Origin of the sequence: Paenarthrobacter sp. RAF54_2 (assembly GCF_052113945.1) — a bacterium.
In the GTDB taxonomy this organism is placed as follows: domain Bacteria; phylum Actinomycetota; class Actinomycetes; order Actinomycetales; family Micrococcaceae; genus Arthrobacter.
In genome coordinates this window covers 59,274-85,189 of sequence record NZ_JBFRDV010000020.1, presented here as the reverse complement: position 1 = coordinate 85,189, position 25,916 = coordinate 59,274, and the positions used below count along the sequence as shown (strand labels likewise).

Below are 25,916 nucleotides of genomic sequence, written 5' to 3'. Positions count from 1 at the left end.
CTCCCGCCCGTACCGATCAGAGACCGAGCGTGTTGCCGCCTTCGCGGACTGGCTCCATCACTACAATCATCATCGAGGCCACACCTCACTCAAAGGTCAGCCACCAGCCAGCCGCGTCACCAACCTCCGTGGGCAATACACCTAGCGCGTTGAGCACTCCTGCACACGAGCGGCGGACTTTCGTCCATAATTGAGCATCGTAGGACTCCCCCTGTGGTGAACACCAGATTGTTCAAGGAATTCTTAGTGAATAACGTTTTGGCAAAAGCGCAGGTAGTCAACGAGGACGGGGCTTGGGCCAGGTTCCTGCCCGGCTTGCCCTGGCAGCCGAGGAGACGACGTCGGAAGAAGCGACCATTGATCTAATCGCCGCTCTTCGTGAATACGCCGAAGACTGGGAGGACCACCTCCGCAGGGCGCCGAATCATCAGGGCAACTGGGCCCTAGTGCAACTGATTCACTCCGCCACTAATGAGGAACTGGACGCTTGGCTGACCGGTAGCAAGAAGTGAGCCAAAACCTTACATGACGGGCGAATTCTTCGGACTCGTATCTCACGGCCAGTGGACCGGGCCGAGTACGGTCCTTCCCCTCTGGGGCGAAATTTGAGGAATCAACTCGAATCAAGCCCGCATGTCAGTTGCCCTGAGCCAGCGGCGCGAACCGGTACCCAACGCCGCGCGCGGTCTCGAGCCAGCGCGGGTTCTGGCTGCCGTCGCCAAGCTTCTTGCGCAAATTGCCCGTATGCACCTCAACGGCGCGTTCATCCGCATCGCTGACGTAACTGTCGACGTCGTAGGTCATTTCGCAGACGCCGCGCCAGATCTGCCTTGGTCCCCACAATCCTGCCGGTCGTAAGGAGGGCAAGCAGGAGGTCGAATTCAGTGCGTGTCATCCTCAGTTCATTCCCGTTCAGGACTGCCGTACGGGATCCGGCCGAAACGGCAAGGCCGCCCGATGCCAAGCAACTCACAGGCAGCAACGGCGATAAGCGCGTCCGCACCGGTGACTATCGGATCATCCACGAGATCCAGGACGCACAACTCGTCGTCCTTGTCCTTGCCATGGGCCAGCGCCGAGACATCTACCAGCACTAACGCCGGCAGCCCCTGGCGCTTCATGTCAGCCTGACGAGTCACCACCATCTAACTGGGCGCCCATGGCGGGCTGACGGCGAAACAGGATTCCATAAGAGTTCCGGAAACTGGTGCGTCAGTGGGCCGACGGTGAGGGAAACCATCGGCCGAGCTGATAACGCGGCTTCGTCACGCCACCACATAGCAACCTTGCTGGCAGAGCGCGACTCCCGCTCTACATGCTTTCATCGGCATGGCCCTTAGCGTCGGATATCTGGACTTTGATGCCGCGGCCTTGAAGGATGCCCGGCCATGCCAACTCACGCAGTCGATTGCCGCTTGGATCTGCGAGGCGATGCCCCTCGACAGCGTTGCCTTCGAATAAGGGTGCCTTCCACCTGCTCGGCCTGAACTGGACGAGCGAATGGCAGCAGAGGGACCGGTGTCAGGGTCGGCGGCGAAGGCGTCGTCCGGGACCGTGACGCTGCCCCTTTCACGCTGACGCCCTCCCCTGCTTGCGTCTTGGGTTGCCGCGGCCACGCCACCTACCGGGTGTACTCTAGCCACCGGGTGCGTGTCGCCCTACATTGCAGACCTTCAGAGGAGCCGACTATGGCTGATGACAGGGTGAGCCGAAAGCAGTGCCACGTGCGACGGGACCGGGTCCTGTGAACAAGAACCGGCTCGAGGCGTTCAGTGACGGCGTGCTGGCCATCATCATCACCATCATGGTCCTGGAGCTGCACACCCCGGAAACGCCAACATGGGAGGGCGTGGCCGCAGTTCTGCCGACCCTCTTCAGCTACCTTCTGAGCTTCGTGTATGTCGGGATCTACTGGAACAACCACCACCACATGATCCACCTGGCGAGTCGAGTGAACGGCGGGATTCTCTGGGCCAATTTGCACCTGCTGTTCTGGCTGTCGCTCTTCCCTTTCACGACTCGGTGGATGGATGAGTCCGGCTTCACACAGGTGCCCGTCCTGTTGTATGGAATCAACCTGCTGTGTGCAGCGCTCGGGTACTACATCCTGGAACGTCGCCTGATCGCCGCCCAAGGCAAGGACGGGGCCCTGGCCCGGGCTGTGGGACGGGACTGGAAAGGCAAAGCATCCCCCGTGATCTATATGGTCGGCATCGCAGCCACCCTGGTCCAGCCCCTGTTCGGGATCGCCATCTTCACCGTTGTGGCGCTGATCTGGCTGGTCCCGGACCGCCGGGTTGAGCACTTTGTCGCCAGGGCTCATCAAAGCGACAGCGGCGCCGGCTAATCGGCTAACGCAGAGATTCGCGCGCCGAAAATGAGGAACCTGCTTCTGGTGCTGCTGCTCGACAGACAACTTGGCAGATGGAAGTCTGGACCCGGACAGGTCATGTCCATCATTTGGAACTGAGGTAAAGAAGTGAATTCTGCCCCTGCAATCCCTGTCACCGCCATCCGTGTGGCCGAGCTGGTTCCCGAAGGCGAACCAATGCCGGTCTACGTGCACGTTATTGACCACCCCGACGGGCGGGTGCTTGTGGACACAGGCATGACTCAGCTTCACCCCGCGGTCGCCGACATGGACCCCCGCATTTACCCGCTGACGGAGCAGGACTTCGACATCAGCAGCGTCGACATCGTCGTCAACACCCACCTGCATTTTGACCATTGCGGAGGTAACCACCTCTTCGCGGGCAAGCCCATCTACGTCCAACGCCAGGAACTCGACGACGCCCGCAACCAGAATGACTACACCATCCCGGAATGGGTGGACCCGCCAGGAATGCACTACGTTCCGGTCGACGGCGAGTTGGAACTGCTTCCAGGACTACGACTCCTTTCAGCGCCAGGCCACACCCGGGGCTCACAAATCGTTGTCATCGATGGAGAAGAAGGCCCTACTGTCATCGCTGGAGACACAGCAGTTTGGTTCGATGAACTGGACAACCCCCGCACAGAGGGCCAGCTGCTGGTGCGTTCCCTGAACCCTGAAATGGTTTGGCTCACCCACGCGCACAAGCCATGGCTCCGCTCTATCTGAGTTGTTGAATCGGACAAAAACTGAAAGAAAATTTGTCGAAGTTGATGTCCAGCGTGGTGGCGAAGCGGCGGATGATGAGGCAAAACCCTTTTAGGAGATCCTCATGACCGTTCGACTCATGGAAACTTTATCTCAACTTCAGCCTCGGATGCTCGAGGATTTGGAACTGCTGGTGTCTTCAGAATCGCCATCAACGCAGCCGATGGAGCTGGTTGCAGCTGCCGAAAAGGTCTCAGCTGTTGGAAAAAGTCTGCTAGGGAGTGAGCCTGTCTATCTCCCCGGCGAAGGATGCACGCACCTGTTGTGGAGTTTGGGTGTTAAGCCTCGCATTCTCATCGTGGGTCACTACGACACTGTTTGGCCCGTCGGTACTACCAGTCGGTGGCCCTTTTCCGTGGATGGCGACAAAGCAACGGGGCCTGGGTCCTTCGACATGAAGGCCGGGATCGTGCAGGCGTTTTACGCGGTTCATGCACTGGGCGGCCCGGATGGAATACAGATCCTCATTACCGGAGATGAGGAGACCGGGTCGGCTTCTTCCCGTAGTGCGATTGAGAAGCTTGCCGCCGAAGTGGAAGCCGTTCTGGTACTCGAGGCAAGCTTGGATGGGGCGTTCAAAACGAGCCGCAAAGGTTCGGGCATGTACCGACTTCATGTCCGTGGGCGTGCCTCGCATGCTGGCCTTGAGCCGGAGGCCGGGATAAACGCTACCGTCGAGATCGCTCAACAGATTCCCCTGATAGATGACCTGCAGGACATTGCCCGAGGCACGTCTGTTACGCCCACTACGCTTCGTTCAGGGGAAGCATCCAATCAGGTTCCGCCATCAGCCTGGCTGGACATTGATGTTCGTGCCACCTCAATGTCTGAGTTGGAGCGGGTTGACGCTGCTTTGAGGTGTCTGCGGCCCAAGCTGGACGGTGCAGTCCTCCAAGTTGAGGGAGGGATTGACAGAGGACCACTTGAACAAGCCCAGGCGTCAGCTCTGTTTGATCGTGCCAGTGAGGTAGCCGCCGTTTTAGGTCTGCCTCCGCTCCGCGGAGTGATGGCCGGGGGCACTTCCGACGGAAACTTAACCGCAGCTTTGGGAATACCTACCCTTGATGGTTTGGGGGCTGTTGGTGCCGGCGCGCACAGCGAGGGAGAATGGGTCCAGATCAGCGCCATGCCCGAGCGGGCTGCGTTGCTGGCCGGACTCGTCGACTCTTTGTTGGCGCGTCCCATCGAGGGCAGTACAAACCAGTAGGAGTGTTTGGCATGAGCGGAGCCGCTTCGCCTCCGTACACCTCTTTGAGCGAGCTGCTGGCGGCTCTGGGTCCTTTGCTGTTGACTCCTTATGGTCCGCGCGACGGCTCTTTGCCAGCAGACCCGGATGTCCGGGCGTCGGTTGTTTGGGATCCATTGGAGGAAGTCCCGCCTATCAAGGGCGGTGTTCTTCTCATGACGGGCGCATCCTTGGCGCCCGACGCTGCATCGTCCGCCATCAAGGAAGCGGCAGAGCGCGAGTACGCTGCCGTCGTCTTGAAGTCTCGTGACTCGGCCAAGGAAACAATAGATGTTTCGGGTGCCGGAAGGGTCCAGGTGCTCGTTGCTCAAGATGACGCCTCCTGGAACTCGCTTCATGCGCTGATCAGTGCCGCTGTTTCTGATCCGGCAGAAATGCGGACTGCCTCTATCGCGGATATCGCTCCCGGTGATTTGTTCAGTCTGGCGAATGCGATAGCTGCGATGGCGGGAACTGCCATCACGATTGAGAACGTCAATCGAGAAGTGGTGGCGTATTCAAATATTGCCGATCAGGGTACGGACGATAGCCGACGCGATGCGATTCTGGGGCGTGCTGTGCCGGACTTGCCTTGGTACTTGGCGCGGTACCGAGCTGTGGCCATGGCGACCACCCCGGTCTTTTTTGACCAGGAACATGGCGCCTTGGAGCGAGTGGCAATGCCTGTAAGAGTCGGATCAAGGCTGGTTGGCTCGTTGTGGGCTTTTGACGAAGGCGGCACCAGAAGCGAAGAAATCGCCAGCGTACTCGCCGATGCTGCACCCATTGCATCCCTGCACCTTTTACATGCGGCCAGCGCATTCAGTTTGCAGCGCCATCGGCGCGGCGAATTGCTGACGGCCGCCCTGGGTGGCGTACAAATGGAGCCTGGGGCCGCACTCACCCTTGAGAAGCAGATGCCGGCGGTGTTGATCGGTTTCGCGAACGCCATCGAAACTGGAGCTGATATTGACCTGGGCAGGATCGCAGACATCGTCGCGCTGAACGCCGAAGCGGTTCGGAGAGCCGCTTCCTGCACCGTGCTCGCGAATCGGGTGTTTGTGCTCATTCCCGGGGCGGACCAGTTGACCGACGAGCGAATCAGGAATTTCCTTACGGCCTCACAGCGTGCCGTAGCCGGTACGGCGGAAGTTCATCTCCGATGCGCTTACTCCGGGCCACTGCATACAGTTGCCGACTTAAAAGGAGCACATACCGACATCGAAACAGCCTTCCGGTTTCAGAATATCGAAGCCTTGGATGAAGCCATGTCCACCGAAAAAGATCGCCACCGGATTTTGCTGCAGGAGCTTTCTGAAGGAACGGTCGCTGCCCCCGAGCGATTGCTGGGATCTGTCCGAGAGATCCTTGACTACGATGCAGCCAACGGCACGGAGTACGCTGCCACGTTATTGGCGTTTTTAGACACCTTTGGCGATAACCGTAGGGCAGCGGAATTAATGATGGTCCATGAAAATTCGCAGCGTTACCGTATGAGGCAGCTGACAAAGAAGTTTGGAATCGATGTGGACAACCCGGGCCAACGTCTCATCATGTGGCTACAGCTCCACCTGCGCCGGCGGGAACGGCTTTAACGCGCCCTTCCCGCCTTCACCCGACGCATTTGTTCCAGTCGTCCAAGCAGTACCTACATCAACCATTCCTGTTCCACGCTGACCGATTCCAAGTAGTCCAAGTCAATGACTGCTCCGGTTCCGGGACCGTGTGGAACGCTTATGGTTCCAGACTCGATATGAAACTCCTGGCCTATGTCCTTGGTGTAGTAGCGTTTCGTGGCTGAAATATCGGATGGAAGGGTAAAACCCGGCAATGAAGCCAATTGCAGATTAGCTGCCCGACCAATCGCGGTCTCAAGCACGCCACCGCACCAAACGGGTATGCTCTGGGCGAGGCAGAGATCATGGATGGCCCGAGCTTCAAGGTAACCACCCACCCGTGCTGGCTTGATATTGATGATCTGTGCCGCCCCCATCTGAATTGCGGTAGCAGCGGAAGCACAGGAAGTAATGGATTCATCGAGGCAAATGGGCGTCTGCAGATAGCCTGCCAGCCGGGCGTGACCGCACAGGTCCTCCGCTGGAAGGGGCTGCTCCAACAAGAGGAGATCAAAGGTGTCCAGCCGGCGAAGCGTGCTGACGTCAGCGATCGTGTACGCCTGGTTTGCATCTACCTGAAGAAGCAGGTCCTCACCGAACTCGCGTCTAATGGCCCGGGCCGGCTCAACATCCCACCCCGGAGCTATTTTCAGTTTTACGCGAGAATATCCCTCTGCAACGTACCCTTCGACTTGGCGGATCAAATCACTCAACGATTCACAAATACCTACTGAAACGCCGACCCTGATTTTCTCGCGGGAGCCACCAAGGTAGGACTTCATGGACATTCCGTGCGCGCGGAGTTCGGCATCAAGGATCGCGCTCTCAAGCGCAGCCTTAGCCAACGGGTTCCCGGGGACCCGCTTCATCGCCACATGCGCACCGGCCGCATCAATCGTGGGAATTTTTGCTAGCAACGGGACCAGTACCTCCGCGATGAGGAGTCGCGCTGATTCAAGGCGTTCCGGAAAATAGACCGGCTCGGCATCTGCTGCGCATTCGGCCCAACCTTCTGAGTTGTCTGTGACCCATCGGACCAGAAGCATCTCGCGCACTGACTCGCTGCCACGCGATGTCCTGAACTCGCCGGCAAGGGGCATGCGCACCCTTCGCAATTCAACCTTGAATGCCGCGCTCATTGTGCACTCACCGTGTCCAGCACGTAGTACCCGGAGCCAGAAACCGACACGGGCACTAAGTTCTGCGCTTCTGCTTCTTGCAGGACATCCGCCATGGAAACACGCCATCGCATTGCCAAAGCGTTGTCGTCAAGCCGCATCGACTCGATATCACGGGGGATCCAGACCCGCATCCGCGGTTGCGGTGCAATGCCAGAGCGTTGAGGGCTGCCGTTCTCCCCGGCGCGAAGGGCGATCGGTCCGTCGTCGTCCTCTGGGGTCGACGGAGTAGCCGACGCCAGGTCCCAACTCACGCATAGACGGTCCGTGCGGTCCATCCTGTTTAGAGAATCGTGCATGGGTGGGTAAAACTCCGGGATGTAATTCTGCACCCGTGCTCCCAAGCGCACGAGGTTGAAATGGGCGTTCCTGCGAATCAAGGGGTCGTAAGTCCACAACATCCGTTTGGCACCCCGCTCGAGAGACCAAACGCGCTGGGCGTATTTGAGTGCGATGCCCACTCCCCGACCAGCAAATCCCGGTTTTACTCCGGCAATGAGTGAGTACATCACTTCAGAGACGGGAGGCCCTGAGATCGCTACTGCGACGCCCACCACCTCCTCACCAGACAGGGCTCCGGTTACGCAGGCGTCCGCATGGCTCAAACTGCGGAGAAGATCGGAGGACAGCGGCGACGCGTCCCGGCTTGTGCCCCAGATGCCTGCCAGCAGGTCAGAGGCAGCAGCGAATTCGCCTTTTGAGGTTAGCGGCCGCAAAGTAAGCGCCGCCCTTGCTGCCGACTTCGCCGCAACGTCACGAGCGGATGCGAGGGGTTCTGAATCAGTTCTCATGCCCTCCATGTTCTAGGGCGGCAGCAGTCCGTCCTTTGTCGCGGACAACTAAATTGCGACGCATTTTTGTCTGGGAGAACCATTCGGCCGTCGATCTCCGATGCCAAGCTCAGTAGGCGCCTGCAGCAATAGTGGCCCAAGTCACGAGCCTCCCAAGGATCCGACTGGGCGCCCATCAACGAATGTCCGCAGGCCCCCTTCACGAAAGGTACTAACGATGCGAATCAGCAATAAGTTGGCGCTCCTCACCGCAGCCCTGGTCATGTCTTCCGTCAGCGGCTGCACAACAGCATCGCAAGGTGACGCTTCCGCGCAGAACCCGGCAACGGCACCTGTCTCTTCAGCCAGCGAACAAGGCGGAGTAAATGAAGAAGCCCGTGCCCTGCTACCTCAGTCCATGCGGGACAAAGGCACGCTGGTGATGGCAACAGACCCCACGTATCCCCCGTTTGAATACTTTGAGACCGACAACAAGACAGTCATCGGCTGGGACGTGGACATGGGCAATGTCCTGGCGTCCTCCCTCGGGCTCAAGGCGCAATATGTTCCAGCTACGTTCGACACGATCCTGCCGGGATTGGCCTCCAACAAGTACGACGCCGGCATGTCGGCCTTCAACGTCACGGAAGAGCGACAGAAGGTGGTCGACTTCGTTCCATACATCTCTGGTGGTTCCGGCATGGCCGTCCTACCCGGGAACCCGGCCAAACTATCGATGACCGCCGCTTCCTTGTGCGGTAAGAAGATCGCCGCACAAAAGGGCACCCACGAATCCCTCGACATCCTCCCGACCATGTCAGAGGAATGTACCGGCAGCGGCGAACAGGCAATCAATCAGGCTGTGTTTCCCACCCAGACAGACGCAAACCTTGCGCTCCTGTCAGGGCGGGTCGATGGCGTGATGGCAGACAGTATTCCTTTGAGCTATCAAGGAGCACTTGCCGAGAACAAATTCGAGTTGGCGGCTGGTGGCGACTACGAGCCGAGGCTCACTGGTATTGCCCTGAACAAAGAGTCCGGCTTGCGCCCGGCGATCACCGCTGCCATGAAAGCAATTGTGCAGAGCAAAACATACTCCGACATCAACAAGCGCTGGGGAATCCCCTCAGGGTCCAGCATCACGGCTGATCAGATCTCCAAATAAGAGCCACAGTAGACAAAGGGATATCCAATGGCAGCAACAACACTTCCCATAGAAACGCCGCAGAGGTCTCTTGATGAGTTCACCACGGTGAAGGCAAAGTATATTGGCCGCTGGGTTTCAGGAGCTTTGATTCTTGTCCTCGCCGCGCTGGCATTGCAGTCAGTAGTGACCAATCCCCGCTTCGGGTGGGAAACAGTCGGTAAGTACATCCGTGATGTTTCAATTGTGAACGGCATAGCCGTCACATTGATGCTCACAGCTGTTTCCATGGTGATCGGAATCGTCCTGGGCGTGGTCCTGGCCGTAATGAGGCTCTCCCCTAACCCCGTGATCCGTGCCGCAGCATCAGCGTACGTAAACTTCTTCCGAGGCACGCCGGTTTTGGTCCAACTTCTCTTTTGGTACAACCTCGCGGCGCTCTACCCGGTGATCAGCTTCGGCATACCTGGAGTGGCCCTGGACGCGAACCAGTTCATCACCCCGATAACAGCAGCGATACTTGGTCTCGGTCTGAACCAAGGAGCGTACATGTCCGAAATCGTACGCGCAGGAATTCTCTCCGTAGATCATGGCCAGGCAGAAGCAGCAGGCGCCCTGGGAATCAGCCGCTTCCGCACTTTGCAGCGCATTATCTTGCCCCAAGCCATGAAAGTCATCATTCCCCCCACCGGAAATGAAACCATCGGCATGCTCAAAACCACATCCTTGGTGTCAGTGATCTCTGTCCCGGAACTTCTCTACTCGTCACAAATCATCTACGCCAGGACCTTCGAAACCATACCGCTGCTGATTGTGGCCAGTATCTGGTACATCATCATCACCTCCATCCTGAGCATCGGCCAGTACTACCTGGAACGCCGGTACGCCAAAGGCAACCAACGCAACCTCCCCCTCACCCCTTGGCAGAGCCTCACGCTCTTCTTCAACACCCACCATCGGCCAACCAGAAAAGGCGGTATACGATGACCAGCACCACGACCCAACCGGCCGGAGTAGTCACTGGACCGCGAACCATGATCAAAGCAGAAGGCGTGGAGAAAAACTACGGTTCGCTCCACGTCCTCAAAGGAATCAACCTTGAAATCGACCCTGGCGAGGTAGTCTGCCTGATCGGCCCTTCAGGATCAGGCAAAAGCACCCTGCTGCGCTGCATCAACCACCTCGAACGGATCAACGGCGGCCGTATGTGGGTCGACGGAAAAGTCATTGGATATGACATCAAAGGCAACAAGCTACACGAACAAAAAGACGCCGACATTCGGCGCAGCCGCGCGGACATCGGCATGGTTTTCCAACACTTCAACCTCTTCCCCCATATGACCGTGCTGGAAAACCTTATCGAAGCGCCCCGACAGGTTCTGAAGCAAAGGAAAACAGAAGTCACCCCGCGAGCACTCCAACTACTGGAACGCGTCGGCCTGGCAGACAAAGCAAACGCCTACCCACGCCAACTCTCCGGTGGCCAACAACAACGCGTCGCTATCGCCAGGGCCCTGTGCATGGAACCAAAACTGATGCTCTTCGATGAACCCACCTCCGCACTGGACCCTGAACTGGTCGGAGAAGTCCTCAAGGTCATGAAAGACCTCGCCCAATCAGGCATGACCATGGTGGTGGTTACCCACGAAATGAACTTCGCCCGCGACGTCGCTGACCGCGTCGTATTCATGGCAGAAGGCGCCATCATCGAACAAGGCCCAGCACAACAAATCATCCGCAACCCACAAAATGAACGCACCCAAACATTCCTCAACTCCGTCCTCTGACTTTCCAGAGAAAGGCTTCGATGTGTTCGGAAGTATCCATCTGATGATGGATTCCGCTGTTGCCGTTGCTGGGGCCGGTCCCGGGATGGCCAGAAAGGGTCTCCTGTGAAGCCTATTCAGGGTTTAGAACCGCGCTTTCATGAGGTCCACGAGCATCAGAACTACAGGCAGAGTGCCCATGGCAAGCACGGTTTGTGTACCTGTTATCGCTGCCATAAGGCGGACATCACCGCCCATCCGGCTGGCCAGGACGTAGGCTGAGGGCGCCGTCGGGATGGCGCAGATCAGCACGATACTGCTGAGGCCGGCTCCCGCGGCGCCTAAGGGTATGGCAATGGCGGCAGCCGAAAGCGGAAGCACGACGAGCTTCAGTAGAGAAACTGCCGCAATATCGGCTGTATCCCGCCATCGAATGTCAGCGTGGAGCGCCGCCCCGGCAATGAGCGTTCCGCAGGCGAGGGCGGGGGCGGCCAGCATAGTGAGTGCCGCGGACACAAACTCCGGAAGAGGCAAGTCCGCCAGGTTAAGAAGCAGTCCCAGAGCGCAGCTTTGGATGAGCGGATTTTCAAGCAACTCCCGCCACAGCGGCCTGCGGCGCACCAAGGCCAGCTTGTCGCCGTATGCGGACAATGTTCCCACGCAGATCACATTCACCAATGGCACAACAACAGCGCTGGCTAGGGCGAAGGTAGCCACTCCCTCCTGGCCGTGGAGCGCGCCGGCAAAGGTGAGGCCAACATAGGTGTTGATTCGGACAGCGCCTTGCACCAGTGAAGTCAACCGGGGGCCATTGGTGCGAAGCATGCGAGCCGAGCCGATGACCAATGCAGCAATGACGGCAATCGGCACGCCGACGCTCAGGAGGAGCGGCCCTACGGGAACGATGCTCAGATCCGTGCCTGCGATGGATGAGATGAACAGCGCCGGAGTAAAAACCTTGTAGCTCAACCATTCCATGCCGCCCCAAAACCCGGAATCAACGAGGAACTTCCGTCGCAAGACCGCCCCAAGAACAAGAAGCGATACAACAGGAATAATTGCGGTGGTTACGAGCAGCATATGGAAAACTGTGCTGCAATGGGTTAGTGCAGTTCAACCATGACAACATGACGGGTCCTGAATTGGCAGTAGACCTGGTCAACCTTGCCGGCGGACCCGACTGGAGCGTTGAGCGTGTCCTGCACATTCTGGACGAGCATCAAATCCGGAAGACCTCGTCTTTGACCGCCAATTCAGCCGAACGCCTCCGGCAATGGGCCCTGATGCTGCGGAAGGCCTTCGACGCAACAGATGCCGAAGGGCTTTGCAGGGCGATCAATTCACTCTTGGAGGCCGGGACCAGCCGGGCCTATCTGAGCACTCACGACGGACTGCAACCTCACCTGCACTGGGCGCCCGAAGAGGAGGATGTTGTAGCGCGCGTCAAAGCAGTAACAGCCGGAGGCCTTGCACTGTTCACTGTCGAATCTGCGGGAAAAAGAATAGGGGCTTGCACCCGCCAAGGCTGCGAAACAGTGTTTGTGGATACTAGCCGCAACGGCAGGCGCTCGTACTGTTCCGCCAAGTGCGGCAATTATGATGCTGTCCAGCGCCATCGACAGGGAGCCCCCAGCAAGTAATTCAGCCTTCCGCACCGCCACGCCAGATGCTCAAAGCCAACGCTTTACGGCCTGACGGCCTTTACGGCATGGGTCGCGTGCCGGGACGATCGTCGTAGGCGTCCCGCGCGGCCAGTACCTCGTTGATGTGCTCTTCGGCCCAGCGCCCCAGCGCCGTCAGCGGCTCACGCAGGCTGTGGCCCAGCGTAGTGAGTTCGTACTCCACGCGCGGCGGCATCTCGTTGTATGCGGTTCGCTCGATAATCCCGTCACGCTCCAAATCCCGCAACGTATCGGCCAGGACCTTGCCGCTGATGCCATCTACTTCTTCGCGGAGTTCGCCAAACCTCAAAGAGCCCTTGCTGAGGGCAATGACGATCATTGCCGTCCACTTGTTGGCGATCTTAGCCAGGGAAGTACGTGAGGGGCACGTGGCCACCATGATGTTCCAAACCGGCGCATCCAATCAAACCCAGCTCCTTTAGTTACGTTGATGTAACAGGTTACCGAATGTAACCATGGCTGCGTAATCACAACTGAAGGAGAACTGATGAATGATCAGACACCGGCGGCCGTGGCCGCCTCGTACTTCGAAGCCCTTGGCCGGGGGGACGTGCCAGCAGCCATGGCGCTGCTGAGTCCTGACGTGGTGTGGCACCAGCCGGGGTCCAACCGCTTTTCCGGTGACCATAAAGGGCTCGACGGCGTAGGTGCCTTGCTGGGCGGGATGATGGAAGCCAGCCAAGGGACCTTCCAATTGGCTGTTACCGGGCCGGCAATGGTCAACGGTGAGCTCGTAGCCGTCCCGGTCACGTTCTCGGGCACGCGGACCGACGCCTCCATGGACATGGCGGGCGTAGACCTTCTCACTGTCCGTCAGGGGAACATCGTAGACGTCCGTTTGTTCTCGGCCGATGGCGCGACGGAAGACTCATTCTGGGGACAGGCCTAGATACAACAGGCGTCCTGACCAGGACACTGCCCCGGACTGCCAGCGCGGCAGGACAATTTCTGCGACGACATCGTCACAGGGCTGCTCATGGGAGTTTCCGGGCCGGGCTTCGAAGCCCTGCCCGGAACTCACGCATGGTCCTAGTTCAGTGCAGTGGTGACTTTCACGGGGTTGGCAAGGGTGTCGCGGATTGGCGAGGTCGCTTCCAGTGCCTTGACGAGGTCCTGAAGATCTTCTCGTGGAGTGCCCGGGCTTTCGAGCTCCACGTTGACCGTGATGTGTTCTGCGCCCTTTCGGACGGACTCGTCGATGCCGAGGAATCCACTCAGATCGATATCGAACCCGAGGGTGAGCCGAATCTCCTCCAGGGTGATGTTGCGAGCTGCGGCGAGTGAGGCAAGGGTAACCATGTAGCAGCCGGCGAGTCCTTTGAGGATGTATTCAGCAGGGCTGACGGCAGTGTCTGTGCCGAGCAGCGACATGGGCTCGTCACTATGCAGTGTGTACTTTCCACGTCGTGAGTTATCCGGTACGCCTGCCTGCAGCAGCGGGCCTGTTTCGGTCTTCGCTGTCAGACCGCCTGCGGACTCGCTGTTCATGGTAAAAGTGACGCGGCCGAGTTCACGCTGGGCGCTGACAGCCTCGACGGTTGCCTGGATAGCAGCGAGGTCGGCGAACGGCTTCGTGGTGGTGCTGGTGTTCATTTTTTCTCCTTGGTTTATTTGACGATTTGTCTTGTACAGGGAAGGTGATTGATGCATGCCTGGACGATTGCCCGCATGACTTGGCCGGGCAGAGTGATGCTCCAGTGCCTCATTTCGGGCATGACGGGGTAGGGAATTGTTCATTGCTGGTGATCCGGCGATGAGGAAGGCTTGAGTTCCAGGGAACGGGGTAACGCTGCCTTCTGTCGGGTTAGGCTGTCTCTTCGACCTCTCCGCCGAGTTCGTTGAGATAGTTGTAAATGGTGAAGCGGGTGACTCCGAGTGCCGTCGCCGCTGTCTCGGCAGCCTGCTTTACGAGGAAGAATCCACGACGTTCCAGCTCCGCCACGACCTGCACTTTGTGTTCCTTGCGCATTTGCTCAACGGGGACCCCAATGGCGGCGATCGCCGCCTCGACGAGCTTGGAGCTGAGCTCCTCCACACTGTGCGGGAAGTACTCGCTCCCCTGGGGGCCGACCGACGCTGCCCTGTTCGCGGTCGCGGTCGCCAGCATGGAGCTGCCGTCGTGGCCGAGAACGAAGCGGTCCAAGGCTGAGCGGAGCGTGACCCAGGCCGATACGTCAGCATTCAGACACAGAGCCGCGGCGGCTCGGCCTTCCTTGTCGATGTAAATGATCGTCGTGCTTTGGAGGATTCTCCCGTCGAGCAGTTGTGAGCGGTAGCCGATCTCATGGGAGAAGTCGCCGGCTGCCACACGTTCGAGCAATTTGTCGGTAGGCGGGTCTCCGATCTGGCGGCGAGTAACGTCTCCGGCGATAGCACGAACGGTGTTAGGGATTCGCTGCAGATCATGAAGGACAACCTCGGTGGGCTGAGGCACCGCGGCCTGAAGGGGTGCCACCAGGAGCTCGAGGACGCGGTTGATGGACTCGGCGTCCATGCCCTGCAGCGCGTCCGGGGATGGAGCTGTTGAGCCGACCGAACCAATCTGGGTCATCATTGTTGTCCTTCCGATTAGCAGGCGGTCCAGGTTCCCGGACTCGCCATAAATTTCTGCCTTTTTGTTGAAGCGTATCCGCTAGGGCCGCAAGCAGCCTGAGATAGACCTTCTTCGTTCAACATGCTGTTGCAACTAAGGAAGGTTCAGTCAACGTGGGCGGCTCGCCCCATCCGAGTGATGGCTTCGGTGAGATTGGTCTGGGACGTGGCAAAGTTAAGGCGAACATGTCCTGCCCCGCCCGTGCCGAAGACATGGCCGGAGCTCAGAGCGACCCTAGCCTTGTCGAGGAACATCCTGGCCGGCCCGGCAAGGTCGGAAACGGTAGCGAGGCCTTCGTGCCCGGCTGACGAATCGAGGGCCAGATGGCTGCAATCCAGCCAAGCCAGGTATGTCCCTTCGGGAGCAGCGTACCCGACCCCGGGAAGATGCTCGGCGAGCAGCTTGCCGAGGAGGGCCCTGTTCGCGTCGAGGCCTCGGAGGAGGGCATTCAGCCACTCTGCACCATCACGGAATGCGGCGGTCTGGGCGATCACACCCAGATGGCTCGGTCCATGGCTGACCTCTTCGGGCATGCGCTTCAGATCATCGGCAGCGTCGGGCCCGGCGATTGCGAGTGCTGCCTTGAGGCCGGCAAGGTTCCAGGCCTTTGACGCCGAAGTGAGCGCAAACGCGCTCTCCGCCCCGGGCACGCTCAGATACGGCGTGAACGTTGCTCCCGGAAGGACGAGCGGGGCGTGGATCTCGTCCGAGACGACCCGGACCCCGTAGTTGTGTGCGAGGGCGGCGACAGCTGCGAGCTCTTCAGGGCTGTGGACCACCCCGGTCGGGTTATGCGGATTGCTGATCAGGTACGCGGCATTCCGTCCGGATGACCGCGCGCGCTTGAAAGCTTCCTCGAGGGTGGCGAGGTTGATCCGGAGATCCTGCCCTAGCGGTGCCTCAACGATCCTGCGCGAATCATGGGTGATGAAAGCATAGAAAGGCGCATACACCGGGGAGTTGACGACGACTGCGTCGCCGGGATCTGTAATCAGACGCAGGATCTCGACTACGCCCATCATCACGTCAGGCACGACGGCGGTGCGCTCGACTGCCAGCCCATCCCAGCCCCAGCGCCGGGAAGCGAACGCACTTATGGCTTCCGCGAACTCCGTCCCTGCAGGGTATCCGGTGTCTCCAGCGTCGATGGCTTCGTGCAGCGCTTCCGAAACCGGCGGCGCGAGCCGGACGTCCATCTCAGCAACCCACAGAGGCAGCACGTCGGAGGGATGAGTGCGCCATTTCATGCTCATGCGCTGGCGGAGCTGTTCGAGGGAGAGCTCCTCAAGCGGATTCCCGACTGCCGCGAAGCTGGCGGTTTGAGTCTTCTCGGCTGTCCTTAGCACTGCACAGTCATTTCAATCTCGACACATGCACCCAGCGGCAGCGAGGCTACTCCCACTGCCAGCCGCGCATGATGGCCTTTTTCTCCCAAGACATCGACGGCGAGCCACGACGCGCCATCGACCACTGCGGGTGCATCCACGAATCCTTCCCCTGCTGAGACGTACCCTCCGATCCTGGCGATACCCTTCACGGCGTCCAACGATCCGAGTTCATCGCGGACGACATCCAGACATCGTCTGGCAGCAAGCACTGCAGCCTCACGCGCCTGCTCGACTGTAACTTCCTGGCCTACGCGCCCGGGATACAGCAAGCCGCCATCTCCGATAGGGAGTTGGCCGGAGACAAAGAGTAAATCCCCCACCCGGACCGCGCGTTCATAGAGCGGTGTGGACGTAACGGATTCAGCCATAAGAAACCTTCCAGACGTTCGAGAGACGGACGCGGCACAGCAGGTACGCCACGCCGATCCAACTCAAAGTGTATTCAACACAAAGTTTGAGTAAAGCGAAACTTTCCACAATTATTACACATTTCGTTTACATGCGGTAGGCCGAGCCAACGCTGAATCAGTCCCTGCAAACTGCACATTTCTAGGCGTGCCCGCCATCAAGGGCAAAACTGTTCCAACAAACTGTTGATCTTTTGATGTGTCTTGCCGCATACTCTCAACTGTGATTTGAATCTCCGGTTCTTCGGTGTTCAGGTTTCCCATATCCCCGTTCTGCTCACTACAGCCCTACCGCGGGCGCCCAGAACGGCAATCCCCTCAAATGCCTGCCCGGACCCCAACTCCAGCGGTTACGCCGTAGACCATCAGGCCCTTTTCAGGCTCAAACCAACAGGAAGGCTTCCCATGTCGATTCAGCCGCCCGTCACAGACTCGGGACACGCGCACGCACCCGATCCCGTACTGCACGCCGAGGATGCCGGCTACCAGAAAGGACTCAAATCCCGACAAATCCAGATGATCGCTATCGGGGGTGCGATCGGCACCGGCCTGTTCCTCGGCGCAGGTGGCCGACTTGCCGCAGCCGGGCCATCACTCTTCATCGCCTACGCGATCTGCGGGGCCTTCGCCTTCCTGATCCTGCGCGCCCTGGGCGAACTCGTACTGCACCGACCGTCGTCGGGCTCGTTCGTCTCCTATGCGAGGGAATTCTTCGGCGAGAAGGCAGCGTTCACCGTCGGATGGTTCTACTGGCTGGTTTGGGCTGCGACGACGATCGCCGACACGACCGCTGCCGCACTCTACATGAGCTTCTTCGGCAGGTACGTCCCCTGGATCGCCGCGGTCCCACAGTGGAGCTGGGCACTGATCGCCCTGGTGCTCGTCCTCGCCCTCAACCTTGTCTCCGTCAAGGTCTTCGGGGAGATGGAATTCTGGTTTGCCCTCATCAAGGTCACCGCACTGGTCGCGTTCCTCCTCGTGGGCATCTATTTCGTCGTCTTCGGCACTCCTACCGGTGGCGCGGTCGGATTCCAGCTCATCTCCGACAACGGCGGAATCTTCCCGAACGGCGTTCTGCCGATGGTCCTGCTCATGTCGGGAATCATCTTTGCCTACGGCTCAATTGAGCTCGTCGGCACTGCCGCCGGCGAGACCGAGAACCCAGCCAAGGTCATGCCGAAGGCGATCAACGCCGTCATCGCCCGCATCGCGCTCTTCTACGTCGGATCCGTCGTCTTGCTCTCACTGCTGCTGCCCTACACCGCTTATGAAAAGGGCGTCAGCCCGTTCGTGACGTTCTTCAGCTCAATCGGCATCAACGGCATCGACTCCATCATGAACCTCGTTGTGCTCACAGCTGCCCTGTCTTCGCTGAACGCCGGGCTCTACTCCACCGGACGCATCCTACGCTCGATGGCCGCCGCCGGCTCAGCGCCGAGATTCGCACTTCGAATGAACAAGGCCGGCGTGCCCTACGGCGGCATAGCCATCACGGCAGCAGTCTCCTTCCTCGGTATCCCGCTGAACTACATCGTCCCGGGCGACGCATTCGAGATCGTCCTCAACATTGCGGCCGTTGGCATCATCGTCGCGTGGGCCGCGATCGTCCTGTGCCAAATCCAATTTCAGAGGTGGGCCAGGAAAGGGTGGACCCAACGTCCCTCCTTCCGCATGCCCGGAGCCCCGTTTACGGGCTATCTAACCATTGCCTTCCTAGCCGTGGTCCTTGTCATGATTCTTATAGACTCCCCGTTGACCGTGGTCGTAACCGCAATCGCGGTAGCGCTCATGATCGCAGGCTGGTACGCATGCCGCGGGCGGATCCGCGAGATTGCCGCTGCACGCGACGGCCACACCGGAGCGGCGCCCATCGTCACCCAGGCCACAGGGCGGCAGCCGTAAGGTGCGTATCGAACGAGGTGGATGACCATAGCCCCGGCAATGGTCATCCGCCCGTTCCCTGAACCCTGCAATGGTTTGGCTCACGCACGAGCACAAGCCATGAACCCCGGAATCAACAGCCTCCCGGTGAACCAACACCAACTCCAATGCGCGAAGGAACTCGGAGCGTCCGCGGCTGATCACGGAAGCCGCAACTGGAAGTAGAATTCTGAGACCAACCAACGGAACGCATTGCCCTACGGCCGTCTGGGGCTCCATTCCATGTTCCGTAAGACTTGTACGGACAGTTTGCGTCGGGCCTATGCAATGGGCGAGACGGTGTTGTCCGGGTCCTGGCTTCGCCGGCCGACCACCACCCAGATGGCTACACAGTCCTCGGTGAATGGATTGCTAAGCCGGTGTGGGAGGGACGATAAGAAATTGATGCTGTCCCCGGCGTTAAGCGTTCCCGACGAGGAGCCTGCCTCCACGTGGAGCCTTCCTTCAAGGATGTGGAAGTACTCATGCCCACCATGCCGCATGAGGTTGTCCGGCGGGCAGGATTCTGTGCCGCTTCGGTACGTCACGCGAAGCAGCTCCACGCTGGGGTCGTTCTCAGCGGTCAGCCGCTCCCAGAGGACACCGTCGACTCGTAGTTTTGGACGGTCCCTCGCTTCAAGCAGCCCTGGGAGTGGATTGGCCGCCATGGAGGTCACTGAATGGGTGACCCGGTGCTGGTCCTCCGCGGACTTGGTTTCCGCTTCCCCGGTTGCGACGGCGGTGTCAGCCATCCGGAGGTTCGTTACTGGAGACGGAATACTCAACAGGGCCCCATCCTGCATCAGGGTGTCCAGTGACAGGCCCAATTCGGAGACGAGGGCGTAAAGGGTTCCCACGGACGGTGACGTGCGGCCAAGCTCGATTTGTGAAACGAGGCTGGCGGAAACGTCTGCGCGGCGCGCGAGTTCGCGCAGGGACAGCCTGACGCTTTGCCGGGCATTCCGGAGCCGACTGCCAAGCTGTGTGGCCGCGTCCGATCGTTCCTCGGGGGCTGGTGCGCTCACGGTGTTCCGCTTCTTCTTAGGGTGCTTGTCGTGTTTGACCCACGCGCTGCCTCTTGCGGGCAGCGCGTGGGCCGGGAGTATTCAGAAAGCTCAGTCGCTTCAGACCTTTTCGGACTGCTCTGCGGCGATCAACTGGGACGCTGCCTCGAGTGTTGCCGCCGCCGAATCGTGGGCGCGGGCCAGGGCCCGGTCCAAGGGCAGGATCCGGTGTGATTCCGCGAGTATTTCCACACCCCAGTGACCCCGCCAGCCGGCGTCATAGATTGCCTTGACGAAGCTGACGGTGTCCAGGTCTCCCTCGCCGGGGTAGAGCCTCTCGTTGATGGTGTCTTCCCAGAGCGAACCGACAACGTCCTTGCGGGCATCATCGATTTCGACAATGAAGACCTTGTCCATCGGCAGGATGGAGGACAGATCTTCATAACGGGTCCCGCCGCGGCTGGTGTGCCAGGTGTCGACGGTGAGTCCGCCGTGCGGGTTGTTGACTTCGTTGATGAACTTCGCGCCGATTTCGATCGTCTTAAGGTTGTTCATCGGCATCGGTTCCAGGGCGACCCGCGTGCCTGCTTCGCCGGCTTGGGTGGCGAGCCGGTCGAATTCCTCGTGGAATGCGATCTCATCGACGGGCGCCGGTTCACCTTCGAGAGCAAGCTCCGCGCCGATCTTGATGGTCTTGACGCCGAGAATCTCCGCGGCGTTGAAAAGGATCTTGCGCCAGCGATCGGATTCCTCCCGTTCAGGGCCGTTCTTCCACCAATCGGCGAGGAATTCCATCTCGGCGTGGACGATGCCGTTGTCGTCCATCAGCTGGCGGAGTCCCTTAAGGCCAATGGTTTCTTCGATCTGTGGAAGGTCGGCGTGGATGAATCCAAGGCCTTTCCAACCGGCTTTGGCGGCGGCCTCAACCCGGGTCCGCACGTCAATGGGACTTGTTTCGTCGCCACGCAGCGGCGCTGCGTTTCCTGCCCAGGTCCAGCAGGAGGCCAGCAGGTCCCGGTTTTGAATGATGCTCGTGTCGTTCACATTCGTCCTTTGTTAGTTGGCTTTGGGGGTTGGGGAGCTTGGCCCGCCGTCGAGCGCTGTGTCGTCAGGGGCGAGCATGACCTTCGTTTCATGGCTGGAATCCTGTGCACGCTGCAGGGCTTCGTCCCCTCGGGAGAAGGGGACCACAGTGGAGACAATCTCACCGAGGTTCAGGCCCGAGTTGGCAACGAAACGGATCGCTGCCGGCCAAATTGCCACCGGCGCCCCGGTGGAGCTGGCGATTGTCAGGTTCCGTTCCTGGACAAGGCCCAATCGCGCGGGAGCGAATTTCGGAGTGGAGACACCCATCAGCAAGACACGTCCATTGTGGTCAGCGCTCTCGAGCGCAGCCGCTTGAGCCGCCGAGTTCCCGGAAGCCTCAATAACCACGTCTGCGAATGGCCGTCCGATGGCCTCTGATGCCGCAGTAGTGGTGTCCGGGTTCTCCAGGGGATTCACGGCAGCTTTTGCCCCCAGTTTCATCGCAGTGTCGCGACGAAGCGGACTGGGGTCGAACACGACGACGACCGCGCCTGCGGTGACTGCCTGCAGGACGGCGTTGAGGCCGATGGCTCCGAGTCCGTGCACGTGGACGGTGTCCGCAGCGCTGATTCCGCCGATTTTGGTCAATCCGTTCAGTACGCAGGCGAACGGCTCGATGACGGCGGCCGTAAGCATGTCCACCTCGGCGGGGATGTGGAAACACATGTCTGCCGGGACAGTGAAGAGCTCTGCTGCTGCTCCGTCGTGAGTGACGCCAAACCAGTCATTTCCACCCAGGTGTCCGTGGCCGAGCACCCGGTCCCCTGGGTGGAACCCTTCAACGTCAGCACCTGCTTCCACGACGAAACCTGACCATTCGTGGCCCATGACATGGGGATAGTTGATCTTGAAGGATTCCGGCATGCTGCCGTGCAGGATCTCGATATCGGTTCCGCACACCCCTACGTAGGCGGGCCGGATAAGGAGTTCGGTGGGCTTGGGCGATGTGACGGCTGTAGTGCCTGGCTCGACTGTGACGGTGGCGTTGGCGTCTTTGCGGACCAGAACGGCTGGGACAGTGCCCAGAGGGGGTACTGCGGATGCTGGCCGCACGTCTTTGACGGTCTCAGACATGATGTCTTCCTTCTGTAGGTTCAGGCAGCGGGTAGTAACGAGGTTCGTCGGCTTAGACGTCGCTGCCGTGGAGAGCCGCAGTGATGAGCTCCCGGATGCCCTCCGGCGTAACTTCCCTCGGGTTGGCGTAAGGGTTCTTGGTCGCGATTTCGACAATCTTGTCGATATCGGACTCCTTAAGGCCCAGTTCAGCCAGCGACGACGGCGCACCGAGGGCTACGCTCAACTTCTTGAAGTGCGCAGCGGGATTGTCTGAACCGGTTGCGCGCTGCAGGGCCGCGATCGCCTGCGGGGCGTGCTGGGCGTTGTAGGCCAGGGCATAGGGAAGCACCACTGTGTGGGTTTCGGCGTGGGGAAGGTTGAAGGTCCCGCCGAGAGTGTGGCACAACTTGTGGTGCAGGGACATTGTTGTTGCACCCAAAGTAGCTCCGCAGAGCCAGGCACCGTACAGGGCGTCGGAGCGGGCTTCGATGCTGGAGGGGCTTTCGGCGATCTTCGGCATCGCTTCGAGCAGTGCACGGGTGCCTTCCTCTGCCATCAGCGAGATAATCGGCGATCCGTCGGGAGCGTAGAGGGCCTCCACGGCGTGGGCGATGGCGTTGAATCCGCTGGTGATGGACATGGCCACCGGGAGGGTGACGGTAAGTTCCGGGTCGTAGATGACACTGGTGGGCAGAACTTTGGGATCGCGCCCGGTCTTCTTTTCGCCGTCGGCGGTCAGCCCCCACACCGGCGTCATCTCGGAGCCGGCGTAAGTGGTGGGGACGGCGATAATCGGCTGGCCGAACTCGAGTGCGATGGCCTTGCCCAGCCCCGTTGTCGATCCGCCGCCAACAGCAACGTACCCGTCGGCCTGAGCCGCTGCGGCTACCTCACGCGCCCTACGGGCAGATTCGATGGGCACGTGCATTTCAGCTTCCGCATGCACGCCGGCGCTGAGATCTCCCAACTGTGCGGAAACCTCTTCAGCGAGGTCCGTCTGGAAAGGGGTGGCAAGGACCAGAACACGCTTGAGGCCAAGTTTGACCACCTCATCGTTGAGGGAGGCAAGAGATCCTGCTCCAAAGCGGACGCGCATTGGAAGTGCCTGGTACTGAAAATCCTTCATTGGGTGTTCTCCTGTGCTTCGATAATCCGAGCAGTGGCCGGGGACATCACCGCGTTCTGGATAATGTCGGGGTCGACGAGGTCGGGGTGGATAACGATGTCGATCACTGCCTCCATGAACGGGGAGGCAAGCCCGTAGCGGGCTGCGTCGTCCGCTGAGGTGTTGGGCGCGAATTCGGCGATCAGGCTCTTCTTTACGGCGAAAACGGCGTCTGAGTCGATGTAGTCGCTGCCGGCAACAAAGATGTGGGTTGTCAGTTCCCGGAATCCGGGGGCGGTGACGATGAAGTGGATGTGTGCCGGCCTGTTCGGATGGCGCGCAGTGGCGTGCAGCAGGTCACCGACAGGCCCGTCGGTTGGTATCGGGTAATAGCTGGGGATAACGCTGCGGAAGTAGAACTCTCCGGCGGCGTTGGATGTGAACAGACCGCGTCCGTTGCCGATGCTTTGGATGCCGGGTTGCTGAACGTCGTAGAAGCCTTTGGTGTTTGCCTGCCAGATGTCGATGGAGGCATGCGGGACCGGTTCACCGGTGACGGACAGGATGCGACCCCGTACCAAGCAGATATCACCTTCGCTCTCGGGCGAAGCGTTCTCGCCCAGATCCCGTTTCGGGGATTCGACCATATGGAACGGCCCCAGAACGGTGGAGTCGGTGGCGTCCGGGGTTTCGGCGTCGTTGATCGTTTCCACCATCATCGACACGCCCAGCACGTCGGAAAGGAGGATGAACTCCTGGCGGACGGTGTCGCACTTCTGGCCTGTGGCGGTCAGGAAGTTGATGGCGGTTTCCCATTCTTCGATCGTCGGTTCGATTTCCCGGATGAAGTTGTGAAGGTGGGTGGTGAGGCTGGTCAGGATGGTCCGAAGCCGGTCATCCGGGGTGCTGCGGAAACTGTCGATGACTGCGGCAGTCAGTGTTCCGGGGCCGAGGTCCGTGCTCATGGTGCTGTTCCTTCCTTGGAGCTGGGGCGGCTGGTCAGTGGGGCTCAGATGCTGGTGAATCCGCCATCGACAACGAGTTGCGCGCCGGTGATGTATGAGGCCTTGTCGGAGGCGAGGTAGACGATCGCATCGGCGACTTCGCTGGCCTTTCCGGCCCTGTGCATAGGGGTCTTGGCGATCAGCTCATCTGAAATGGCCTGATCCTGGTTTTCCGTCAAGGGTGTTGTGATCAGCCCGGGGTGGACCGAGTTCACGCGGATCCCCTGCGCTGCCCAGGTGGCGGAGGCGTTCTTCGTCATCATCGTCACGGCACCCTTGGATGCCTGGTAGGCGGCGACGCCGGCTGCTCCGACAAGTCCCCAGATGGACGAGACGTTCACGATGGATCCGGATTCCTGCGCCAGCATGGCCGGTGCGACGAAGCGCATTCCCAGGAAGACCCCGGTCTGGTTGATGGAGATGATCCGGTGCCAGTCCTGGATGTCGATATCCGTGATCGATTCGTACGATCCGACCAGGCCTGCGTTATTGACCAGGACGTCGATCCGGCCGTGGGCCTGGAGCACTTCTTCCGTGAGTGCCTTCCAGCCGTCTTCTTCGGCGACGTCGAGGCGCCGCCACTGGATGGTCCCGTCAGCTGCGTCGCCGGCGGCTATGTCAGCTCCGTAGACGGTCGCACCCTGTGCGGTCAGTGCCGTAGCGGTCGCATAGCCGATGCCACTGGCCGCGCCGGTGACGATGGCGACTTTCCCGTCGAAGGATGGTGAACTCACGGTGTGATGCTCCTTGTTTTCAAGGGGTGGCGGATTGGTTACACGACGCGGCGGGTACTCCGGGAACCGGCGAAGTAGTTGAAGATCAGCGCGCTGAGAATGATGAGGCCGTAGATGGCTTTGATCCAGAATGAGGGCACCTGGGACAGGACCAGGATGTTCTGGATGATGCCCAACAGCAATACGCCGCTTAGCGCACCGACCATCGATCCCTTGCCGCCGTTAAGGCTGATGCCACCGATGACGGCCGCAGCGAACACAGTGAAGATGAGGCCGTCGCCCTGGTTGGCGGTCACGGATGCGATGCGGCCGGTGAGCATGAGACCGGCGAATGCGGCGATGATCGAGCCGGCGACGAACACTCCGATGGTCAGGCGCAGCGTCTTGATACCTGCCGCCGCTGCCGCTGCGTTGTTTCCCCCCATTGCGTAGAGTTTGCGGCCGACCGGGTGGCTGCGCATGAAGATGGCGGCAGCGACCAGGAAGATCACGAAGAGCCAGATCTGGATGGAAATCCCGAACCACTTGGCGTTGCCGAGGGCCAGGAACTCAGGGGGCAGGCCCGAGAGGGTCTTGCCGCCGGACAGGCCCATGGTCAGGCCCCGGAGGAGTGTGAGCATGGCGAGGGTGACCATGAAGGCGTTGAGCTTGAGCTTGCCGACAAGGAACCCGTTCGTGAATCCGATGACAATACTGAGGACAAACATGACCGCCATCGCGGCCCAGGGCGACCATCCAAAACCGGAGCCGCCGACCGCGGTGGGCAGGACCAGCCAGACGGCGAGCATCGGGGCCAGGCCCACGACGGATTCGAGGGAAAGATCGAAGTATCCGGAGATCAGGATGATGCTTTCAGCGATCACCACGATCCCAAGGACTGCAGAGGTGACGAGGACGTTGTTCAGGAGGTTGTTCGCCGTGAGGAACTGCGGGGACAGCACCGCGCCGACCACCATCGCCAGGATAATGGCGGGCAGCAGTGCCAGTTCACGTGCCCAGCCTGACGAGCGGGCTTGACCGATGATATTGACGGGCCGGCGGCTGGTCGGCGTACCCGCAACGGTCGGGGTATGCGTGGACATGGGAGTTTCTCCTTGGT

The 25,916-nt window shown here is 60.0% G+C and carries 28 protein-coding genes and 2 pseudogenes; 14 read left to right on the top strand and 16 right to left on the bottom strand.

What is annotated here, in order from left to right; translation table 11 throughout:
* Both AB4Y87_RS19375 and AB4Y87_RS19370 read left to right on the top strand, forming a co-directional pair.
* Window positions 1–145, top strand: a pseudogene (locus AB4Y87_RS19375) (IS481 family transposase); the annotation flags it as partial.
* A 148-nt stretch (window positions 146–293) separates the two neighbouring features.
* A complete protein-coding gene (locus tag AB4Y87_RS19370; protein ID WP_442005908.1) occupies window positions 294–512 on the top strand; it encodes a hypothetical protein in 219 nt (72 codons plus the stop codon).
* Window positions 513–636: 124 nt separating this feature from the next.
* Here the strand turns inward: AB4Y87_RS19370 and AB4Y87_RS19365 are convergent.
* A pseudogene (locus AB4Y87_RS19365) lies at window positions 637–952 on the bottom strand (winged helix-turn-helix domain-containing protein); the annotation flags it as partial.
* Between AB4Y87_RS19365 and AB4Y87_RS19360 the strand changes: the two are divergent.
* The 6 genes from AB4Y87_RS19360 (at window position 885) to AB4Y87_RS19335 (ending at window position 5,959) form a co-directional block, all read left to right on the top strand.
* Window positions 885–1,097 (top strand): type II toxin-antitoxin system RelE family toxin, encoded by a 213-nt coding sequence (locus tag AB4Y87_RS19360; protein WP_442005907.1) that lies wholly within the window; start codon window positions 885–887, stop codon window positions 1,095–1,097. The pseudogene AB4Y87_RS19365 and the gene AB4Y87_RS19360 sit on opposite strands and share 68 nt — an antisense overlap.
* A 232-nt stretch (window positions 1,098–1,329) precedes the next feature.
* Window positions 1,330–1,461 carry a hypothetical protein gene (locus AB4Y87_RS19355; RefSeq protein WP_442005906.1) on the top strand — a complete coding sequence of 44 codons (132 nt, stop codon included), beginning with the start codon at window positions 1,330–1,332 and terminating at the stop codon, window positions 1,459–1,461.
* Between the two features lie 283 nt (window positions 1,462–1,744).
* Window positions 1,745–2,347 carry a TMEM175 family protein gene (locus tag AB4Y87_RS19350; protein WP_442005905.1) on the top strand — a complete coding sequence of 201 codons (603 nt, stop codon included), beginning with the start codon at window positions 1,745–1,747 and terminating at the stop codon, window positions 2,345–2,347.
* Window positions 2,348–2,479: 132 nt separating this feature from the next.
* Window positions 2,480–3,100: an MBL fold metallo-hydrolase gene (locus tag AB4Y87_RS19345; RefSeq protein ID WP_442005904.1), complete on the top strand. Its 621-nt coding sequence runs from the start codon at window positions 2,480–2,482 to the stop codon at window positions 3,098–3,100.
* A 103-nt stretch (window positions 3,101–3,203) separates the two neighbouring features.
* Window positions 3,204–4,346, top strand: a complete 1,143-nt coding sequence (locus AB4Y87_RS19340; protein ID WP_442005903.1) for a M20 family metallopeptidase — start codon at window positions 3,204–3,206, stop codon at window positions 4,344–4,346.
* A gap of 11 nt (window positions 4,347–4,357) precedes the next feature.
* Window positions 4,358–5,959: a PucR family transcriptional regulator gene (locus tag AB4Y87_RS19335; RefSeq protein ID WP_442005902.1), complete on the top strand. Its 1,602-nt coding sequence runs from the start codon at window positions 4,358–4,360 to the stop codon at window positions 5,957–5,959.
* A gap of 53 nt (window positions 5,960–6,012) precedes the next feature.
* Here the strand turns inward: AB4Y87_RS19335 and menC are convergent, their stop codons facing one another.
* Both menC and AB4Y87_RS19325 read right to left on the bottom strand, forming a co-directional pair.
* Window positions 6,013–7,119, bottom strand: coding sequence for an o-succinylbenzoate synthase (menC, locus tag AB4Y87_RS19330; RefSeq protein WP_442005901.1), 1,107 nt, complete (start codon window positions 7,117–7,119; stop codon window positions 6,013–6,015).
* A complete protein-coding gene (locus AB4Y87_RS19325) occupies window positions 7,116–7,949 on the bottom strand; it encodes a GNAT family N-acetyltransferase (protein ID WP_442005900.1) in 834 nt (277 codons plus the stop codon). The genes menC and AB4Y87_RS19325 overlap by 4 nt, the downstream gene beginning before the upstream one ends.
* 217 nt (window positions 7,950–8,166) lie before the next feature.
* Here AB4Y87_RS19325 and AB4Y87_RS19320 point away from each other — a divergent pair, with 217 nt between their 5' ends.
* From AB4Y87_RS19320 to AB4Y87_RS19310, 3 genes are read left to right on the top strand one after another with little or no spacing between them, the layout of a single operon-like run.
* Complete coding sequence (locus AB4Y87_RS19320; RefSeq protein ID WP_442005899.1) at window positions 8,167–9,093, top strand: ABC transporter substrate-binding protein; 927 nt, start codon at window positions 8,167–8,169, stop codon at window positions 9,091–9,093.
* Window positions 9,094–9,120: 27 nt separating this feature from the next.
* Window positions 9,121–10,059 (top strand): amino acid ABC transporter permease, encoded by a 939-nt coding sequence (locus AB4Y87_RS19315; protein ID WP_442005898.1) that lies wholly within the window; start codon window positions 9,121–9,123, stop codon window positions 10,057–10,059.
* Window positions 10,056–10,859, top strand: a complete 804-nt coding sequence (locus tag AB4Y87_RS19310) for an amino acid ABC transporter ATP-binding protein (protein ID WP_442005897.1) — start codon at window positions 10,056–10,058, stop codon at window positions 10,857–10,859. The genes AB4Y87_RS19315 and AB4Y87_RS19310 overlap by 4 nt, the downstream gene beginning before the upstream one ends.
* A 123-nt stretch (window positions 10,860–10,982) precedes the next feature.
* On the opposite strand, the gene AB4Y87_RS19305 is transcribed toward AB4Y87_RS19310, so the two are convergent.
* Window positions 10,983–11,918: an AEC family transporter gene (locus AB4Y87_RS19305; protein WP_442005896.1), complete on the bottom strand. Its 936-nt coding sequence runs from the start codon at window positions 11,916–11,918 to the stop codon at window positions 10,983–10,985.
* Between the two features lie 47 nt (window positions 11,919–11,965).
* Here AB4Y87_RS19305 and AB4Y87_RS19300 point away from each other — a divergent pair, with 47 nt between their 5' ends.
* Window positions 11,966–12,478, top strand: coding sequence for a CGNR zinc finger domain-containing protein (locus tag AB4Y87_RS19300; RefSeq protein WP_442005895.1), 513 nt, complete (start codon window positions 11,966–11,968; stop codon window positions 12,476–12,478).
* 61 nt (window positions 12,479–12,539) lie between these two features.
* On the opposite strand, the gene AB4Y87_RS19295 is transcribed toward AB4Y87_RS19300, so the two are convergent.
* A complete protein-coding gene (locus AB4Y87_RS19295) occupies window positions 12,540–12,923 on the bottom strand; it encodes a winged helix-turn-helix transcriptional regulator (protein WP_442005894.1) in 384 nt (127 codons plus the stop codon).
* Between the two features lie 84 nt (window positions 12,924–13,007).
* Here AB4Y87_RS19295 and AB4Y87_RS19290 point away from each other — a divergent pair, with 84 nt between their 5' ends.
* Window positions 13,008–13,409 (top strand): nuclear transport factor 2 family protein, encoded by a 402-nt coding sequence (locus tag AB4Y87_RS19290; RefSeq protein WP_442005893.1) that lies wholly within the window; start codon window positions 13,008–13,010, stop codon window positions 13,407–13,409.
* A 140-nt stretch (window positions 13,410–13,549) separates the two neighbouring features.
* Here AB4Y87_RS19290 and AB4Y87_RS19285 read toward each other — a convergent pair whose 3' ends face one another.
* The 4 genes from AB4Y87_RS19285 to AB4Y87_RS19270 form a co-directional block, all read right to left on the bottom strand.
* Entirely contained in the window at window positions 13,550–14,113 is a 564-nt protein-coding gene (locus AB4Y87_RS19285; RefSeq protein ID WP_442005892.1) for an OsmC family protein, read from the bottom strand.
* Window positions 14,114–14,324: 211 nt separating this feature from the next.
* On the bottom strand, window positions 14,325–15,074 hold the full coding sequence (locus AB4Y87_RS19280; RefSeq protein WP_442005891.1) for a helix-turn-helix transcriptional regulator: 750 nt from the start codon (window positions 15,072–15,074) through the stop codon (window positions 14,325–14,327).
* Between the two features lie 143 nt (window positions 15,075–15,217).
* Window positions 15,218–16,459, bottom strand: a complete 1,242-nt coding sequence (locus tag AB4Y87_RS19275; protein WP_442005890.1) for a MalY/PatB family protein — start codon at window positions 16,457–16,459, stop codon at window positions 15,218–15,220.
* On the bottom strand, window positions 16,453–16,869 hold the full coding sequence (locus AB4Y87_RS19270; RefSeq protein WP_442005889.1) for a RidA family protein: 417 nt from the start codon (window positions 16,867–16,869) through the stop codon (window positions 16,453–16,455). Before AB4Y87_RS19270 ends, AB4Y87_RS19275 begins: the two co-directional genes overlap by 7 nt.
* A gap of 444 nt (window positions 16,870–17,313) precedes the next feature.
* Between AB4Y87_RS19270 and AB4Y87_RS19265 the strand changes: the two genes are divergently transcribed.
* Window positions 17,314–18,810 (top strand): amino acid permease, encoded by a 1,497-nt coding sequence (locus AB4Y87_RS19265; RefSeq protein WP_442005888.1) that lies wholly within the window; start codon window positions 17,314–17,316, stop codon window positions 18,808–18,810.
* A gap of 299 nt (window positions 18,811–19,109) precedes the next feature.
* On the opposite strand, the gene AB4Y87_RS19260 is transcribed toward AB4Y87_RS19265, so the two are convergent.
* The 7 genes from AB4Y87_RS19260 to AB4Y87_RS19230 all read right to left on the bottom strand — a co-directional run bounded on the left by AB4Y87_RS19260 (window position 19,110) and on the right by AB4Y87_RS19230 (window position 25,899).
* Window positions 19,110–19,853 carry a helix-turn-helix domain-containing protein gene (locus AB4Y87_RS19260; protein ID WP_442005887.1) on the bottom strand — a complete coding sequence of 248 codons (744 nt, stop codon included), beginning with the start codon at window positions 19,851–19,853 and terminating at the stop codon, window positions 19,110–19,112.
* Between the two features lie 99 nt (window positions 19,854–19,952).
* Complete coding sequence (locus AB4Y87_RS19255; protein ID WP_442005886.1) at window positions 19,953–20,876, bottom strand: sugar phosphate isomerase/epimerase family protein; 924 nt, start codon at window positions 20,874–20,876, stop codon at window positions 19,953–19,955.
* A gap of 12 nt (window positions 20,877–20,888) precedes the next feature.
* Window positions 20,889–21,992 (bottom strand): zinc-dependent alcohol dehydrogenase, encoded by a 1,104-nt coding sequence (locus tag AB4Y87_RS19250; RefSeq protein WP_442005885.1) that lies wholly within the window; start codon window positions 21,990–21,992, stop codon window positions 20,889–20,891.
* A 52-nt stretch (window positions 21,993–22,044) separates the two neighbouring features.
* Window positions 22,045–23,100, bottom strand: a complete 1,056-nt coding sequence (locus AB4Y87_RS19245; RefSeq protein WP_442005884.1) for a maleylacetate reductase — start codon at window positions 23,098–23,100, stop codon at window positions 22,045–22,047.
* A complete protein-coding gene (locus AB4Y87_RS19240) occupies window positions 23,097–24,044 on the bottom strand; it encodes a dioxygenase family protein (protein WP_442005883.1) in 948 nt (315 codons plus the stop codon). Before AB4Y87_RS19240 ends, AB4Y87_RS19245 begins: the two co-directional genes overlap by 4 nt.
* 44 nt (window positions 24,045–24,088) lie before the next feature.
* Window positions 24,089–24,817 carry an SDR family NAD(P)-dependent oxidoreductase gene (locus AB4Y87_RS19235; protein WP_442005882.1) on the bottom strand — a complete coding sequence of 243 codons (729 nt, stop codon included), beginning with the start codon at window positions 24,815–24,817 and terminating at the stop codon, window positions 24,089–24,091.
* A gap of 38 nt (window positions 24,818–24,855) precedes the next feature.
* On the bottom strand, window positions 24,856–25,899 hold the full coding sequence (locus tag AB4Y87_RS19230; RefSeq protein WP_442005881.1) for an ABC transporter permease: 1,044 nt from the start codon (window positions 25,897–25,899) through the stop codon (window positions 24,856–24,858).
* Window positions 25,900–25,916 lie beyond the last annotated feature (17 nt).

Excerpts from the sequence above, each read along its gene's own strand:
- AB4Y87_RS19355 (WP_442005906.1), top strand. The coding sequence starts at position 1,330 with ATGGCCCTTAGCGTCGGATATCTGGACTTTGATGCCGCGGCCTTGAAG.
- AB4Y87_RS19340 (WP_442005903.1), top strand. The coding sequence starts at position 3,204 with ATGACCGTTCGACTCATGGAAACTTTATCTCAACTTCAGCCTCGGATG.
- AB4Y87_RS19335 (WP_442005902.1), top strand. The coding sequence starts at position 4,358 with ATGAGCGGAGCCGCTTCGCCTCCGTACACCTCTTTGAGCGAGCTGCTG.
- menC (WP_442005901.1), bottom strand. The coding sequence starts at position 7,119 with ATGAGCGCGGCATTCAAGGTTGAATTGCGAAGGGTGCGCATGCCCCTT.
- AB4Y87_RS19325 (WP_442005900.1), bottom strand. The coding sequence starts at position 7,949 with ATGAGAACTGATTCAGAACCCCTCGCATCCGCTCGTGACGTTGCGGCG.
- AB4Y87_RS19320 (WP_442005899.1), top strand. The coding sequence starts at position 8,167 with ATGCGAATCAGCAATAAGTTGGCGCTCCTCACCGCAGCCCTGGTCATG.
- AB4Y87_RS19315 (WP_442005898.1), top strand. The coding sequence starts at position 9,121 with ATGGCAGCAACAACACTTCCCATAGAAACGCCGCAGAGGTCTCTTGAT.
- AB4Y87_RS19310 (WP_442005897.1), top strand. The coding sequence starts at position 10,056 with ATGACCAGCACCACGACCCAACCGGCCGGAGTAGTCACTGGACCGCGA.
- AB4Y87_RS19305 (WP_442005896.1), bottom strand. The coding sequence starts at position 11,918 with ATGCTGCTCGTAACCACCGCAATTATTCCTGTTGTATCGCTTCTTGTT.
- AB4Y87_RS19300 (WP_442005895.1), top strand. The coding sequence starts at position 11,966 with ATGACGGGTCCTGAATTGGCAGTAGACCTGGTCAACCTTGCCGGCGGA.
- AB4Y87_RS19290 (WP_442005893.1), top strand. The coding sequence starts at position 13,008 with ATGAATGATCAGACACCGGCGGCCGTGGCCGCCTCGTACTTCGAAGCC.
- AB4Y87_RS19285 (WP_442005892.1), bottom strand. The coding sequence starts at position 14,113 with ATGAACACCAGCACCACCACGAAGCCGTTCGCCGACCTCGCTGCTATC.
- AB4Y87_RS19280 (WP_442005891.1), bottom strand. The coding sequence starts at position 15,074 with ATGATGACCCAGATTGGTTCGGTCGGCTCAACAGCTCCATCCCCGGAC.
- AB4Y87_RS19270 (WP_442005889.1), bottom strand. The coding sequence starts at position 16,869 with ATGGCTGAATCCGTTACGTCCACACCGCTCTATGAACGCGCGGTCCGG.
- AB4Y87_RS19265 (WP_442005888.1), top strand. The coding sequence starts at position 17,314 with ATGTCGATTCAGCCGCCCGTCACAGACTCGGGACACGCGCACGCACCC.
- AB4Y87_RS19250 (WP_442005885.1), bottom strand. The coding sequence starts at position 21,992 with ATGTCTGAGACCGTCAAAGACGTGCGGCCAGCATCCGCAGTACCCCCT.
- AB4Y87_RS19245 (WP_442005884.1), bottom strand. The coding sequence starts at position 23,100 with ATGAAGGATTTTCAGTACCAGGCACTTCCAATGCGCGTCCGCTTTGGA.
- AB4Y87_RS19240 (WP_442005883.1), bottom strand. The coding sequence starts at position 24,044 with ATGAGCACGGACCTCGGCCCCGGAACACTGACTGCCGCAGTCATCGAC.
- AB4Y87_RS19230 (WP_442005881.1), bottom strand. The coding sequence starts at position 25,899 with ATGTCCACGCATACCCCGACCGTTGCGGGTACGCCGACCAGCCGCCGG.